The organism is Orientia tsutsugamushi (assembly GCF_900327275.1).
Classification (GTDB): Bacteria; Pseudomonadota; Alphaproteobacteria; order Rickettsiales; family Rickettsiaceae; genus Orientia; species Orientia tsutsugamushi.
In genome coordinates, this window is record NZ_LS398548.1 from 1590747 (window position 1) to 1606321 (window position 15575).

Here is a 15575-nt window from a genome sequence, read left to right on the forward strand (position 1 = left end):
AAACCTTAGTTACCGCTATTGCGGTGCGAGATTGGTAACGGTCTTGTACTAAGCGCGATAGAAAGCCTAACTAAAGTACTAATCTGGATGGGAAATAGGGGCAAGGTAAAGTTAAAATTGGTTAAACGAAAGTGAATCTTCGTATGGAAAATATCGTCAATGCAGAAGCAGATACTCCAGATAAATTCTGTTATAAGGATAAAGCTGAAAAGCTTAGCTGTAAGAAGGAATACGCAGCCTTCTTTAAAAATGCCAGCTCCTCGGTATAAAGAAGATAACCAACTTAACGTCTCTCTGATGAGTGAAACATGGTAAGCCTATTATTAGGCAACTGATAGTAGGTAAGAGAGGTCTTAGAAAGCAAATGACACTAAGTCGAAAGACTACAGAAATTAATAACTGAGTGTATAGGCATTTATATGCTAATCAGAAATGATGCTAACTTAAGACTGGTGATTTACCCTAAATAGGTAAACAAGATTATGAATTAATTGGAAAAGTTGGATGCTAAACGCAAATGTAACAATTGAGACTAAAGATAATTTCAAGAAAATCTATTGGCATTCAATAGACTGGAAAGAAATTATACAAAAGGTTAATAATCTTCGTAGACGTATTTATAGGGCATCTGCAAATGGTAATATGAAGTTAGTACGTAACTTACAAAGATTGATGTTAAAATCAAGAGCAAATAGGTTACTTGCTATAAGACGTGTTACTCAAATCAACAAAGGACGAAAAAGTCCTGGAATTGATAAAATAGTTGTTAAGACAGATAAAGAAAGGAGTCTGTTGATGGAAAAGTTAGCAGATAATAATCTATCATCTGTAAAACCGATTAAGCGTGTATACATACCAAAAAGTAATGGCGAATCTAGACCTTTAGGCTTGCCAACTATTTTGGATAGGTGTAGACAGGCTGTTGTAAAATCAGCACTTGAACCATATTGGGAAGCTAAGTTTGAAGGTTGCAGCTATGGCTTTAGACCTGGACGTAGCGCTCACGATGCAATACAGAGAATATCTGGTATTATTCGACATGGAACCAATAGAAATTGGATATTAGATGCTGATATTAAAGGAGCATTTGATAATATTGATCATAATTTTCTTTTGAAAATTATAGGAAATTTCCCTGCTCGTAATTGGATTCAAGCATGGCTTAAATCTGGTGTAATGCAGGATTATCAAATTATCAAAACAACAGCTGGTACTCCACAAGGTGGATTAATTTCTCCATTACTTTTAAACATAACTCTTCATGGAATGAGTGATATACTTAATATTATCTATAATAAGTATGATCACCTATATTCTAAATCCGAATATGCTTTAGTGAGATACGCTGATGATTTTGTCGTTTGCGCTAAGTCAGAAAGCTCATGTATCAGAGCCAAAAGTATTATTAATGATTGGTTAAGTATTAGAGGCTTAGAATTGTCAAAGGAAAAAACCAGGATACTTCATATTAATGAAGGTTTTGATTTCCTTGGATTTAATATTCGACAATATAAAACCAATAGTACAAGAAGAGGTGTAGCTCTACTAGTTAAACCGTCTAAAGACTCTATAAAGTCGTTTAAAAAACGAATGTCAATAGAATGGAAAAAAAGTTTCTCATGGAATATTGATAGAATAATTGATAATCTAAATTCTAAAATATTTGGATGGTGCAGTTATTTCAACAAAGTTGTGTCCAAGAAAATTTTTTCCAATTTAGACTGTTGGATGTGGATTCGACAAGCAAGATTTGCATGTAGAAAACATCCTAAAAAATCCTGGGAATGGCTTAAGAAAAAGTATTGGGGTCGCATTAAAGGCAGAAATGATAATTGGGTCTTTATGAATAAAGATCTATATCTATGGAAATTACAATGGACAACGATTAAACGACATATTCTTGTTAAAGGTAAATCTTCTCCTGATAATTCAAAACTTAGAGAATATTGGCATAAACGTCAGGCTGATAGCCCTAAGTATTTGTTTAAATCTAGGCAGATTCTTTGGCGTAGACAAAAGGGTAAATGTCTTGTTTGTTTTGATTTAATAGATAATGGTGAAAGTGTTCATGTACATCATATAACACCTATAAGATGTGGTGGCACTGACCATATTAACAATTTGTGCTTATTGCATGAAAACTGCCATCGACAAGTACACAGTAATCGCGGACAACTTATTGCAGCTGTTTGTAAATTGCTTGAGCCGTATGCGGAGTAATTCGCTTGTACGGTTCTTTGGGAGGAAAAGCGCTTCTGCGCTTACCTACCCGCTTAAGCTTATTCTTTAATGAAGCTTCTAACCTTGAATTCACGTTTTTTTGACTATAATTATTTGATGTTGGTTTGGTAGGCGCGGTTTTTTTTTCTTTACTGGAATTGTATTTTGATATATTCTTGCCTGATTTTTTTATCTTTCTGAATTACTAACATGGCAAATCTTATGCAGCAAAAAATTACTCTTCAGCAAAAAAAGGCTAGACTAATCATGGATGAGGTTAACCTTAAAATTAAAGAACGTAAAATGCGTACTCGACGTCTTATCGAAATGGGTGGATTAGTTGCTAAAGCTAAGCTTGATCACTTACCAACAAATACTTTATTTGGTGCAATTGTTTCACTAAAAGAAACTTTAACACAACATCCAAATGTTCAGGATCATTGGACTACAATAGGTAAAGATATTTTTGATAAAGAACAGCAAAATAAAGCTGCTGTGATTTTAAAATTCACCTCTGAACCAGATGAAAACACTAAGCGCCACATTCGCCTTCATGGCTTAAAATGGAATAGCTTTCGTCAAGAATGGTGCGGCCATGTTAAGGACATTGAGGCCTTAAAGAATGGCCTTCTCAATGTTCAGTATAAACTTGAGCTTGTATCTTAGATAATAGTTCAAACTATATGCACAGCTAGCAATATTAGTACTGATAGAAAATATAGAGTAAGAATTTTAGAATAACATAACTGATGGTAATAATAAAAAAAATAAAGAATTTTGATGAAATTTATGATAGTGTTAAAAATAAGGCTGTAAAAAAGAAAATTTGTAACAGCACATTTGATTTAGCAATTATCACAGCTAATCAAAAATTTAAAGGGGAATTTTTATAAATCATATAAAATATATGACAGTATTATTAATACAGTTACATCTGTTGCATCAAAATAATCTGCTCATATAACAGTATTTAATTTTAGGGTAAAGATATGCTAGCAGACAAATATTTTAATAAAGGAAATTCATTTCTTAAGTTGGGAAAATATCAAAAAGCAATTAAAAATTATGATGTAGCTATTAAGTGTAATCCAGATTGTATAGAAGCTTATATTAATAAAGGAATTGCTTTAAAGGAATTGGGACAATATCAAAAGGCAATTGAAATTTTTGATACTACTATTCGATATAAACCAGATTTGGCAGAAGCTTATTATGCTAAAGGAATAACTTTTCAAGAGTTAGGTCAATATCAAGAAGCAATAAAGAATTTTGATACTGCTATTCAATACAATCCAAATGATGCAGACTTTTATATGAGTAAAGGAATTGTTTTAAAGGAATTAGGACAACATCAGGAAGCAATAAAGAATTTTGATACTGCTATTCGATACAGACCAGATGATGCAGAGGCTTATGTTAATAAAGGAATATCTTTAGACGAATTAGGACAATATCAGGAAGCAATTAAAAATTATGATCAAGCTATTCAATATGATTCAACTAATCTAGGTATTTATATTAATAGAGGAGTTTCTTTATGCGAACTTGGACACCATCAAGAGGCAATAAAAAATTATGATGTAGCTATTAAGTATAAACCAGATTTGGTAGAAGCTTATGTTAATAAAGGAGAGTCTTTGAAGGCATTAGGGCACCATCAAGAGGCGATTAAAAATTATGATATAGCTATTAAGTATAAACCAGATTTGGTAGAAGCTTATATTAATAAAGGAATTGCTTTGAATGAATTAGGGCACCATCAAGAGGCAATTAAAAATTATGATATAGCTATTAAGTATAAACCAGATTTTGCACTAGCTTATCATGCTAAAGGAAATGCTTTGAAAAATCTTGAAAAGCTACTAGAAGCAATTGAAAATTATGATCAAGCTATTCGATATAGACCAAATTATGCAGACGCTTACAATAGTAAAGGAGCTGCTTTATGTACACTTAAACAATATCAAGAGGCAATAGAGAATTTTGATTTGGCTATTAAGTATAAACCAGATGTTTCATACACTTACAATAATAAAGGAATTGCTTTGAATGAATTGGGGCGACATCAAGAAGCAATGGAAAGTTATAACCTGGCTATCAAATATGATCCTGATAATGTGTACGCATACCAGTTAGCAAATGAACTTGCAAAAAAAATTAAAAAAAGCAATCTCCGCATCATAACTGATTAATTTTTAGAATCAAGGTACAGAGTCGCATGTTCATAAGTCAAGAATGGTGCGGCCATGTTAAGGACATTGAGGCCTTAAAGAATGGCGTTCTTAATGTTCAGTATAGTATAGAACTTGTAGTGTGATATAAAGCATCTAATAGAAGTAGCATACAACACATCAAAAGTAAGATTTTGTGTTGTATATTTCTTATTATTTTACACTATTTTTTAAATTTAATACTTCTTGTATTGATAGATCCGTATATTTAGCAATTGTCTCAACTGATAATTTAGATTTCAATAATTTTATTGCAAAAGCTTTTTTTGCTTTAGCTTCACCGAGCTTTATGCCTTCAGCTTTACCTTCAGCTTTACCTTCAGCTTTACCTTCAGCTTTACCTTCAGCTTTACCTTTAGCCTCACCGAGCTTTATGCCTTCAGCTTTAGCGCGTTCGAGTTTATAATCTTCGACTGCTTTATTATCCCATATACGCTTTAACTCTTGTTCATAGGTTATTAGTTCATCTTCACTCCAATTAAACTGATCTAATGCCTCATACGCTCTTTTTATTATTAAATCTTCACCTATTATTTTATTATATCCATCTAATGTTGTTTCTTTTGCATGTTTAAAAAAATAGCACCACTTCTCTGTTATATCACTTAACTCTTCCACTCTATCTTTTTTAAATTTTGGTAATTCTATAAAGGTAAATGAAAAGTCCTTTAGATCATGCTCATATGTCTTTTTATCCAATATTACATGCCTTGATATATAGTCTTCTTTATTTGGAAACAATTTATAATCTGCTATAGCTATAAATATAACTTCCTTTAGGTCTGAGTATTTTCCTTCTTTTCCTCTATTTGGTTGCCTGCCATATGCTTTTGCTGCATAATACTGTGCTCTTTTTTCAAATCCTTGTGTAGGATCTACTTGCATTTCTATTATATATTGCGCACCGTTTTTATCTTTACACAAAACATCTACTATTGATTCTTTTTTAGACGCTATGTCTGCATCTAATATCGTTCCTAAAAACTCTACTTCTGTTATTGCTCTATTTCCTTCAAACAATAATATATCGTTCAGAAAATGTATTAGTATGTCCTTGTTTTTTTCTGATCCAAATATCTTTTTAAATGCTACATCATTCTTTGGATCTAGAAATCTTGATAAATGCATATGTTTTTCATATTTTCTATTCTTTTTAAATTATACAACAAAATAACTTATATGAACATTCTCTTATTGAATTTTAATTTCTGCAATTCACTACATTAACCACCTATTAAACTTTAGCTTATTTGGTAGTATAAAGCTCACAGTATTTATTTAGCTCTATAGCAATTTCTTGTAGTTTAAGATATTCAGCAAGAGGTATAAATTCTTGCTGCGTTTCTAGTATGATTTCTTGTCTTTTTTCATAAGGTTTTATTGATACAGTCTGAATATTATGGAATCGGTCGAAAAGCTTAATTAATAATAGTTCTGTTTTATTTTGTCTATAAAATGTTTGAATCATTTCTCTAGAACTGATTTTTTTATTATCCTTAATCCTGGTGAGATCTGAAACCTGTTCTGCAATATTATGACCAAATTCTTGACCTATTTTTTCTTTAGTTAGTGTTGTGTCTTCGATGGTATCATGTAGTATTGCTGTAATAATCGTATCTGTTTCAAAGCTGTAGTATGCAACCATATAAGCTACTTCTAATGGATGTGTGTAGTATAGTTCTCCTGTATCTCTCTTTTGCTGACCATGATATTTTTTAGCATAAAATATTGCTTTTTCAACTTTATCAAGATCAATTTTAGTGTCAAATCTTACGTTGGTTTCAAACAGCTTATTTAGTAAGCTTTCGCTATAAAAGTCTATCATTTTTCATCTCTAAATAATCTTTAATAAATTATACAATAAATTAAACTTTTTATATACTTCAATCCCAGATAAAAACTGGGAAAGAAGCGAATTAATTTGATTAAAAAAGTTGTACTGGAATATTGCAAGTAATGGTTGTAAACTTGTCTTTTTCGCTTTCTATTTCCATTTCTCCATTAAGTTGATTAATAAGGTAATTTACAAACCATAATCCTGATTCCAGCATTAGCGGATAGTCTCGTACCAATTCAAAATCAGCTAATTTAGCTTTTATATTCCCTAATTTTTCTTTTGAAATACCGCTTCCTGTATCGTGTATTCTAAATTGTAGTATGTTATCGCTTTTTATATAATTTTTTACAGTAAACAAATGAACTGTAATTATAACCTGGCAGCTGTGATTAAATCTAATGACGCTTCCTATTAATTGACTTAATATAGCCTGTAAATGATCACTATTTCCAATCACAATATCCTTCATTTTGTACTGAAAATTGTAATTGATTTTTATATCTTTCTCTTTTGCAATGTCTTCTAGTCGCCTAACGGCATTCTTTACTAGCTTTTGTATGCTAAATTTTTTTAAACATAAATTTTCATTCTCAATTTCGCTTCTAAGCGTGTAAACTACATCATTACAGTACTCTTGAAGATTTGTTGATCGATTTAATATTGTTTTCAGCTTATCTTTATTTTCCGAATCATTTAACATGATCTCGCTTGCTAGCCTTGCAATTTCACTCGTTGCAATATTAAATCTATATTTAATCTCCTGTATTAAATCTGTACAATATTCTTTCAATGATTCAGCTACCTCGACCTGATACTTCGCTTTTCTTAGCTTTGTTATTATTTCCATATATTCATCGATATTCTCACTCTCTCCATTCACCAACTTAATTGGTATTGGAGGAATTTGTACCATCCATTGGTTAATTGTTTTCTTCTTTTCTTTCATAGCATTCTCCTAAAGAATAATTCAAACTATTGTTGGTACATCAAATGAAAAAGTTACATAATTATTGCGCTCTTTCACTCGTAGATTTCCTTTCATCTGATGTGTAAGATGTTTTATAAATGCTAATCCTTCTCCTAGTTCTTGATACATTACCAAATTCGTATTCTCTAGTTCAGCATTTATTCTTTCTAATTTTTCTTTAGAAGTGCTTAGTCCTATGTTTTGTACTATAAATTGTAATATTTCTGAATTCTGATTGATGTTGACAATAATCTTGCTATTCTTGCTACTATTTATAACCGCACTACCAATTAACTGGCTTATTACTGCTTTTATTCTGAAACTGTCTCCAATCAGAATCGGCTTTATGTCATTTTGAACATTTAGATTTATATTCTCATTTTCAAAATGTTCCCTCATTCTGATAACGGTATTATTTATTAGCGATTCTATGTTAAATGTTTCAATTCTTACATTCGTTGATGCTATGTATTGTCTAAATAAAAAAATCATTCCATTTAGAGAAGCTATTATATTTACTTTTTTTCTGTCGTAGTTATTTACTATTAGCCTAAAATATTGTATCCACTCTATGCAATTTATGCTTACTTGCTCAGATTCCTCTAGCTGAAAGTATAGTTTTTGCAATTCAGCGTCTATCTGTTTTATTGTTGTGCTATTAATTCCCTCTGTAGATAATTTTTCGGTTAATTTATTGATTTTATTTTGACCTTCGTCTTGAATAGGCATAGAATTCCCCTACTGTTTTTGTTTAAAAAATGGTTTCTGAAGATTAATTCCAAAAGTTCAACCCTTTGTTTTATTTAATCTTCAGATCATTATCATCAAAGTTTTGAAACCTAGATAATATAAGGTATAGAGTAGCATTATATTTTTTACCAGTCTATTAAAATCTTTTAATTTACAGGCTAAATTTTTGCATAATAATCTAATGTTGATGCGAAATTATCACATTCCTTGCTTATGGTTATAATAAATCTTATTCAAAAAGGATGCATAAAGAGCCTTGTAAGCGTTATTATTACTAGCACTACAAGCTGTTTTCTGGTATAATCTCAATAGAGATTCAACTAACATAAATTAATTAAACTTCATGTGTCAGTAGCTGTTGCTAATAAGTCTAAGCCTTTCCTTCATTGGATTGGTAGTAAACGAAGAATTGTTAATAAATTAATAGAACATCTTCCTCAAGGTCCACACTATAATTACTATGAACCATTTCTTGGTGGAGGTGCTTTATTTTTTCAAGTTAGGCATCTTTTTAAACAATGTTTTTTGTCTGACATCAATCTTGATTTAATTACTAGCTATAATGCTGTTAAAAATAATCCTAATGAGGTCAATAGATTACTGAGTTTATATCACAAACATCATTCGAAGGATTATTATTATAAAGTTAAAAACAAATATAGTAATAATCCGAATGAAATTACCGCAAAATTTATATATCTTAATAAATACTCTTTTAGGGGAATTTATAGAGTCTACAAAAATGGACAATCTGCTCAAACATTTTCTGGTGAATGCTACATTAAACTCCACATTGCATCTAGAATAAACCAATGCAGCAACCTTTTACATGGTGTATCAATTTATGCTACAGATTTTTCATTTATAGAGCCTCAACAAAATGACTTTGTTTATTTCGATCCTCCTTACCATAAATCTGGAGAACGGTTCTATACTAGACTTCCATTTGATGAAAAAGATCAAATTAGATTACGGGATTTTGTCAAAGAATTAACAAATAAAGGTGTTAAGATTATGATCTCAAATAATAATACTGCCTTTATTAGAGACTTATACAAAGATTTTAATATCAATACCGTTACAGTTGTATACTCAATCAATGAACAACGCAATCCTGTTAATGAGCTAATCATTACTAACTATAAAACTTGCTAGTTATTAAATGTGAACCCGCAATCCAAATCGTATATGAATAGGAAGTGGTCTATAGTTAGCAATTGTGCTACATTCAATGTCTAAATATATATCTCTTAATAAGTTTATTGTTGTACCAACTCCCAAGTCTATACCAGTACCGCTATCACTATTGAAAGCTGATACTAGGCCACCTGTAACAAAAATTGATGCTTTGTTACCTTCAATTATATTGTAATAATAATTTCCTTGAATAAAGTTATCTCTACAGTTGTGATGACACATAAATCCTAATCTTACATCCATTCTGTGCCGATCTAATCTATAACCAATTCCAGCTTCTAATGTATCGTAGCTAGTAGCAATACCAGTTGAAAATTTTATATAGAATTGTTGTGAAGTATCAATACCACCTTTAGAGGCATTGAAGTTTACATTATTATTCGCTGTACATATCGATGGTGAAGATAATACAACGAATGCTAATATAACAGCATAACCCGGTTGTAAAAGTAATTTCAAAACATTCATATTAACTTCTCTTTTTAATATTAACATATTAGCTATCTGTTGAAACCTAATACCATGGGACTGATTGTTCCATTAGAAAGTTGAATACATCTGCATTACCGCTTTTAGCAGCATAATCTATAGTAGTCATGCCGTTATCATCTTTTGCATCAATATCTGCTCCATAATCAATCAAAAGCTGTATAATATCTATGATTTTATTACGAACAGCAATATGTAGTAGCGTTTCTCCTTCATCATATTTTTTATTAATACCAGTAGAATTATGTTTTAGCATAATTGCTAAAGGTTCTACACATTTGCATTCAACAGCATCAGATAAAGGTGTATTACCTTGATTATTCTCGATATTTACATCAGCATTATATTTTAGCAGTAATGCTATATGATCATTGCAATAGGTAGGATATTTTTCGAAAAATTCATAATATACTTGAATTGTTTCAACAACAAGATGTAAAGCAGTGTGCCCATCATTATCTTGTGCGTTTACGTTAGCTTCATTGTTCAACAAAATCTTAGCAATAGGTAGATTCTTATATTTCAAAGCAACAGATAAAGCAGTAGTGCCATCTTTATATTTTGAATTGACAAGTGTAATATCCTTATTAATAAGCTGCTTCACTTTTTTAATATCACCATCTTGAATAGCGCTATGTAAGGTATACTTAGTCTTAGATTTTAATATCATATATTTAATCCTTTCATTCTCAATTATTTACTCATTAGCTAGCATGAAGTTTACAATATTCGCTTAAGCGTTCTCCAATCTCTGGTAGTTTAAGGTATTCAGCAAGAGCTATAAATTCTTGCTGAGTTTCAAATATTATTTCTTGCCTTTTGTGAGGAGGTTTGATGAATATAGTTGTAATATTATGGAATCTATCAAAAAGCTTGATCAGTAATAGTTCTGTTTTATTTTGGCTGCGTAATATTTGTATCATTTCCATAGCACTGATTTTCTTATTATTCCTAACCCTTGTGAGATCTGAAACATGTTCTGCAATATTAGCACCAAATTCGTACCTTATTCTTTCTTTAGTTACTTTTGTGTCTTCAAGTGTATCATGTAGTATTGCAGTAATAATTGTATCTGTTTCAAAGCTGTGGTCTGATACCATGTGAGCTACTTTCAATGGATGTGTGTAGTAGAGTTCTGTATCTCTCTTTTGCTGACCATGATATTTTTTAGCATATTTTATTGCTCTTTCAACTTTATCAAGATCAATTTTGGTGTTAAATCTTATGTTGGTTCTGAACAGCTTATTTATTAAGCTCTCACTATAAAAATCTATCATTGGCCACCTCCAAATGGTTATTAATAAATTATACCATAATTTAAACTTTTTGTATACTCCAATCCCAGATAAAAACTGGAAAAGAAGCAAATTAAATTATAAAATTTTGGATTCAGTTATCACGATGCCAAAAACCAATCTTGAGTTGCATATCTTTGGTGTTAATGAGTAAAATTTTGCTGTAATTTTTTTTTGGACAAGCATTTTTTCATTTATGCATAATCTAGTGTTTATTAACCTTGATGAGAGTTTTTAACAATATTGCCAAATTTAGAATACCTATTATCATAGTGTAAGTTTACTGTACCAACTGGCCCATTACGGTGTTTAGCAACAATTATTTCAGCAGTGTTATAACATTTATTTTGTTTGATGAACCATTCTTCGTATTCCATAGAATCTGGATGCGGTTCTGATCTAGATAAATAATACTCTTCTCTATATATAAGCATTACAATATCGGCGTCCTGTTCAATTGAGCCTGATTCTCTTAGATCTGAGAGAATAGGCTTTTTATCTGTCCTTTGTTCTACAGCTCTAGACAATTGAGATAATGCAATGACTGGAATATTGAGCTCTTTAGCAAGAGCTTTTAAGCTCTGACTAATTTCAGAAATTTCCTGCACTCGATTATACTGACTCCCTCTGGAATCAATTTTTATTAGCTGTAAATAATCAATAAATAATATTGCTAAATTATGTGTACGTTTAAGTCTACGAGCTCGAGATCTAATTGCAGATATTGAGATTGCCGGAGCATCATCTATAAAAAAATTCCACTTTTGTATTTCGTCTTGTACAGTCTTTAACTTATCAATATCTTGTTCACCTATTTTACCGTTAAATAATGCAGAGCTATTAATTTCTGATTCTATAGAAAGAATTCGAGTAGAGATTTGCTGAGATGACATTTCTAAAGAAAAGAATCCAACTGATGGCACTACATTATCTTTAGTATTTTTTTGAGTAAGAAAATATTTACAAGCATTTATTGCTAGGTTAACTCCTAAAGCAGTTTTACCCATTGAAGGTCTGCCAGCTAATATTATTAGATCAGAATTTTTAAATCCTCCAAGCTTTGAATCAAGGTCAAGTAGTCCACTACTAATACCGTTAATAGAGTTTTTATTTTTAATAGCAGATGAAATTGATGTCCATGATTCTTCAATTGAAGTTTGTAATTTTGTAAATCCTTTACTTAAAGTTCCTCTTGAACCTAGATCATATAATTGAGATTCAGCAGTTTCGATCTGAGTTATAGCTAAATCTGCTAAAGTAGAAGAATATGCATTTGTTACTATTTTTTCTCCAATTTCAATTAAATAACGCCGCAGCGCAAGATCATATACTATTTTGCCGTACTCATTAACATTAACTATACTTAATGCTAAAGTTGTAAGTTTAGCTAGATAATCTACTCCACCTATTTCATCAAATGTGGGTTCATTGCTTAGCATATTTTTGAGCGAAATTACAGTAGCACTAATTCCTTTACTAATAATGAGATTAATTGACTTGTATATTTTGCCATGTAATGGTTCATAAAAATGTTCCGGCAGTAAAAATTCGTTAATGTTATATAGCACACGATTGTTAATCAGAATTGCCCCAAGTATCATTTGCTCCGCCTGAATATTACTTGGAGCAATCTTTGCAATAGTTAAATCTTTTTCCATATCACCCTTTAAATTTTATTAAAATTACTAAACTTAACTAACTCAAAAGAAAATCCTTGAGCTTTAAAAGCGTGCGCAAGATTTTCCATATGGTTGCTTGTGATGTAACTATCAGCAAATCCTGTTTTAGCTTTAATGAATATTTTTTTACTAACATTATCTTCATTTATAATGTTCAATTCGCTAAAGTATTTTTTATCAATAGTTTGACCATAACTTTTAATCAAAGATTCTCGTACTTTGTACCAAGTTGAGTTAGAGCCCAATTGTTTACTGAGATTCAAGAGATACTCTTCTTCATTGATTTGTTTCTGTGAAACAGTTTTGAGTTGCTCAAATGGTGTAACTTGCAATTCTTGAATTTCGTATCCATATACATCTTGTACAGCTTGTAATATCTTTGATCTATCACATTCTGTTAGTGTGATATTTTTAAGCAACTTAACAAAAAACCTAGTTCGAACCGCTGGCCCAAAACTACAAGAAGTCAAAATTTGATAAGCCATAGCTGCTTCAAAAGAACCAGCAATTTTATGCTTCAACTGACTTTCCTTACTAAGATTTGCGCTTGTTTCAATTTGAGTAAGATATTTTTCCTTATTAAATTCGTTATCAAATCCACAGTTGTCTCTATTTGCCTGATCAGTAGTTCGTAATTCATTTGCTAACGCTTGTGCTATATAGTTTAGAACTGATGCCTTACAGCCAAAATGATAATTTGAATATCGATCTGCTAGCTTTAATAGCAATTTGTTGATAAAGTATATGTTAAAGCCTCTATCAGACTTATGTTGCAGTGTAACTACATCTTCTGGTGTTAGTGGGTAAAAGTCTTCTAGCCTGTACCTTTTGAACCATTCTTTTTTACCATTCGAAGACTTGAGAATCTTTGTTATTAGTGATTTAATGTCTTGATTGCAATTTTTAGTTGAAGTTCGTATATCATTTTCAAAATCATCAACATTTTGAAAATTTTGTTCTTCATTTTCATTTTTTTTATTCTCTACTAACTCACCTTCAGTAGATCTAGATCTTTTAGTTCTAGATCTAAGCTTGATAGTAACTTGCTTAGATATCAGAATCTATCAAGCTTAGAAGCAATTAAATTTTCTGTGTAAAATATCGTGTTCTGTGTATGTTCAGTATTTGAATTGCGTTTCTAGAGTAAAATTTGCTCTAAAACTCCTGCTATATCTGATATTTTGGAGTAAATATTGTGCAGTGTATGAGACGAATTTTTTCAACTAATGTTTGCAAAAGTATTACTAATAATAGTGTTAATAATACAATAATTTTTTATAAATTTGTTGGAAATTTTCCACCAGAAGAATGGAAATGGTTAACAGATGCTGATGGAAAAGCTTTAGGAAAAACTGAAAAGCAGTTGCTAGCAGTAATAGTTCGTCAACTACAAGTATATAATAATAAAAATATAGAAGAAATACAGGAAAATTACAACTTTTTTACAGAATTATTAGGAGTTGGACAGCCTAGAGTTAGGCAGTGTTTATCTAAATTACAAAAAGCTGGTTTTATTAAATATGAAAATAGAACTATAACTAAAGGTAAATATAAGCTGAATCATATTCTATGCATAAAACTTGTTAGAAATTTTCAACAGGTCAGTAACTTTGAAAAAGAAAAAACTGTTACACAAACTGAAAAAATTTTTCCTCTATACCCGAAAAAAATTTCGGGTGAACACGAAAAAAATTTCGGGTCCATATATAGATATAATAATAAAAAAATAATAAATGATAGATCTAGATTTATTGAAGATAAGTTAGTAGAGAATGATCAAAATAAAAATGAAGATCAACAGCAAAATTTGAAGTTTAAATATACGGAATCTGATGATTTTATAGAAATTGAGTTAGTAGGAAATGAAAAAGAAGATCAACATCAACAACAGAATTTGAATTTCTATGAGCTTAGTGATTTTAGCAATAAAAAGCCATCAAACAAGGATTATGAGCAAAATAGTGAGTTAGCAACTCCAGCTATTACTAAAGATTCAGAGGTTGAAAAGAATGAATGCTATCCCAAAAGAAAAAGACTAGCAGATTATTATCCACTAACACCAGAAGATGCAGTTATACTACAACGTATGTCTAGTAGAAGCTTCAACATATACTTCATAAATCAATTACTGTTGAAGTTATCAAATAAATATCCAAACCGTCATTTTGCAAATAAGACAGCAGTGCTAAACTATATGGCAAAAGCGTTAGCAAATGAATTACTAACTACTGAGCAGGCTAATAGCGGAAATTTTGGATTTAATGATGTAGGAAGATTTAAAGAACAGTATCTAGCAAACATTGAATCTAGTACAGATCGTAGTATGAAGGCTCAGTTGAAGCGTAAAATAGCTGGAGTCTTTGAAGCAGATATGGCTTATCAAATTTTGACATCTTGTGATTTTGGAGCAGCGGTTAAAAACAAATATTACATCAAGTTGATTAAGAATATTACACTGTCAGATCATATTAAATTCAAGATACTACAGGAGGTACAAGCTGTGTATGGCAACGATATTGAGCAGTTACAAGTTATACCATTTGACGAATCAAAACAAGTTACCAATAGCATAACTGAGTATCAAAAAACAACAGTTTTACAGCAACAAATAAGTGATGAAGATCACCTTTCAGAACTTAGTAAAGAGCTAGGCTCCAACTCAGTTTGGTACAAAGTACGAGAATCTTTGATTAAAAGTTACGGTCAAGCTATCGATAAATCATGGTTTAGCAAATTAGAAGTTATAAATGAAGATAATGTTAATAAAAAAATATTCATTAAAGCAAAAACAGAATTTGAAGACAGTTACATCAGAGAGAACTATCTGAAAGATCTTGAGCCCGCTTTTAAAGCTCAAGGATTTTCTTTTGAGTTAGTTAAGTTTAGTAATTTTAATAAAATTTAAAGGGT

At 30.7% G+C, this 15575-nt stretch carries 16 protein-coding genes and 1 pseudogene; 8 read left to right on the forward strand and 9 right to left on the reverse strand.

Translation table 11 applies throughout. The annotated features are described in order from the left end of the window. The first annotated feature begins 143 nt into the window (after positions 1-143). The 6 genes and pseudogenes from DK405_RS15100 to DK405_RS08325 form a co-directional block, all read left to right on the forward strand. Positions 144-269: a hypothetical protein gene (locus DK405_RS15100; protein WP_269459331.1), complete on the forward strand. Its 126-nt coding sequence runs from the start codon at positions 144-146 to the stop codon at positions 267-269. Between the two features lie 235 nt (positions 270-504). Then, complete coding sequence (ltrA, locus tag DK405_RS08310) at positions 505-2220, forward strand: group II intron reverse transcriptase/maturase (protein ID WP_109510571.1); 1716 nt, start codon at positions 505-507, stop codon at positions 2218-2220. Between the two features lie 210 nt (positions 2221-2430). Further along, entirely contained in the window at positions 2431-2886 is a 456-nt protein-coding gene (locus DK405_RS08315; RefSeq protein ID WP_064613088.1) for a conjugal transfer protein TraD, read from the forward strand. A gap of 83 nt (positions 2887-2969) precedes the next feature. Further along, complete coding sequence (locus tag DK405_RS12855; protein ID WP_162562879.1) at positions 2970-3113, forward strand: hypothetical protein; 144 nt, start codon at positions 2970-2972, stop codon at positions 3111-3113. 96 nt (positions 3114-3209) lie between these two features. Further along, positions 3210-4412, forward strand: coding sequence for a tetratricopeptide repeat protein (locus DK405_RS08320; RefSeq protein ID WP_064613090.1), 1203 nt, complete (start codon positions 3210-3212; stop codon positions 4410-4412). Positions 4413-4450: 38 nt separating this feature from the next. Beyond that, a pseudogene (locus tag DK405_RS08325) lies at positions 4451-4537 on the forward strand (conjugal transfer protein TraD); the annotation flags it as partial. A 67-nt stretch (positions 4538-4604) separates the two neighbouring features. Here the strand turns inward: DK405_RS08325 and DK405_RS08330 are convergent. The 4 genes from DK405_RS08330 to DK405_RS14350 form a co-directional block, all read right to left on the reverse strand. Next, complete coding sequence (locus tag DK405_RS08330; RefSeq protein ID WP_109510663.1) at positions 4605-5579, reverse strand: Rpn family recombination-promoting nuclease/putative transposase; 975 nt, start codon at positions 5577-5579, stop codon at positions 4605-4607. Between the two features lie 118 nt (positions 5580-5697). Continuing rightward, positions 5698-6276, reverse strand: a complete 579-nt coding sequence (locus DK405_RS08335; RefSeq protein WP_045915533.1) for an HD domain-containing protein — start codon at positions 6274-6276, stop codon at positions 5698-5700. A 100-nt stretch (positions 6277-6376) separates the two neighbouring features. Beyond that, entirely contained in the window at positions 6377-7234 is an 858-nt protein-coding gene (locus DK405_RS14345; RefSeq protein ID WP_064613094.1) for a sensor histidine kinase, read from the reverse strand. 21 nt (positions 7235-7255) lie between these two features. Continuing rightward, a complete protein-coding gene (locus DK405_RS14350) occupies positions 7256-7984 on the reverse strand; it encodes a sensor histidine kinase (RefSeq protein WP_109510664.1) in 729 nt (242 codons plus the stop codon). 366 nt (positions 7985-8350) lie between these two features. Between DK405_RS14350 and DK405_RS08350 the strand changes: the two genes are divergently transcribed. Then, complete coding sequence (locus tag DK405_RS08350) at positions 8351-9160, forward strand: DNA adenine methylase (protein WP_109510665.1); 810 nt, start codon at positions 8351-8353, stop codon at positions 9158-9160. A gap of 3 nt (positions 9161-9163) precedes the next feature. On the opposite strand, the gene DK405_RS08355 is transcribed toward DK405_RS08350, so the two are convergent. The 5 genes from DK405_RS08355 to DK405_RS08375 form a co-directional block, all read right to left on the reverse strand. Then, positions 9164-9670 (reverse strand): hypothetical protein, encoded by a 507-nt coding sequence (locus DK405_RS08355; RefSeq protein ID WP_064613122.1) that lies wholly within the window; start codon positions 9668-9670, stop codon positions 9164-9166. Between the two features lie 46 nt (positions 9671-9716). Then, a complete protein-coding gene (locus tag DK405_RS08360) occupies positions 9717-10361 on the reverse strand; it encodes an ankyrin repeat domain-containing protein (protein ID WP_064613120.1) in 645 nt (214 codons plus the stop codon). A 34-nt stretch (positions 10362-10395) separates the two neighbouring features. After that, entirely contained in the window at positions 10396-10968 is a 573-nt protein-coding gene (locus DK405_RS08365; RefSeq protein WP_064613118.1) for an HD domain-containing protein, read from the reverse strand. A gap of 233 nt (positions 10969-11201) precedes the next feature. Continuing rightward, positions 11202-12644, reverse strand: coding sequence for a replicative DNA helicase (locus DK405_RS08370; RefSeq protein WP_064613116.1), 1443 nt, complete (start codon positions 12642-12644; stop codon positions 11202-11204). 8 nt (positions 12645-12652) lie between these two features. Continuing rightward, positions 12653-13393 (reverse strand): DnaA N-terminal domain-containing protein, encoded by a 741-nt coding sequence (locus tag DK405_RS08375; protein WP_231967738.1) that lies wholly within the window; start codon positions 13391-13393, stop codon positions 12653-12655. A 476-nt stretch (positions 13394-13869) separates the two neighbouring features. Here DK405_RS08375 and DK405_RS08380 point away from each other — a divergent pair, with 476 nt between their 5' ends. After that, the gene (locus tag DK405_RS08380) at positions 13870-15570 is read left to right on the forward strand and encodes a DnaA N-terminal domain-containing protein (RefSeq protein ID WP_064613114.1); all 1701 of its coding nucleotides are present in this window, start codon (positions 13870-13872) and stop codon (positions 15568-15570) included. The last annotated feature ends 5 nt before the right edge of the window (positions 15571-15575 follow it).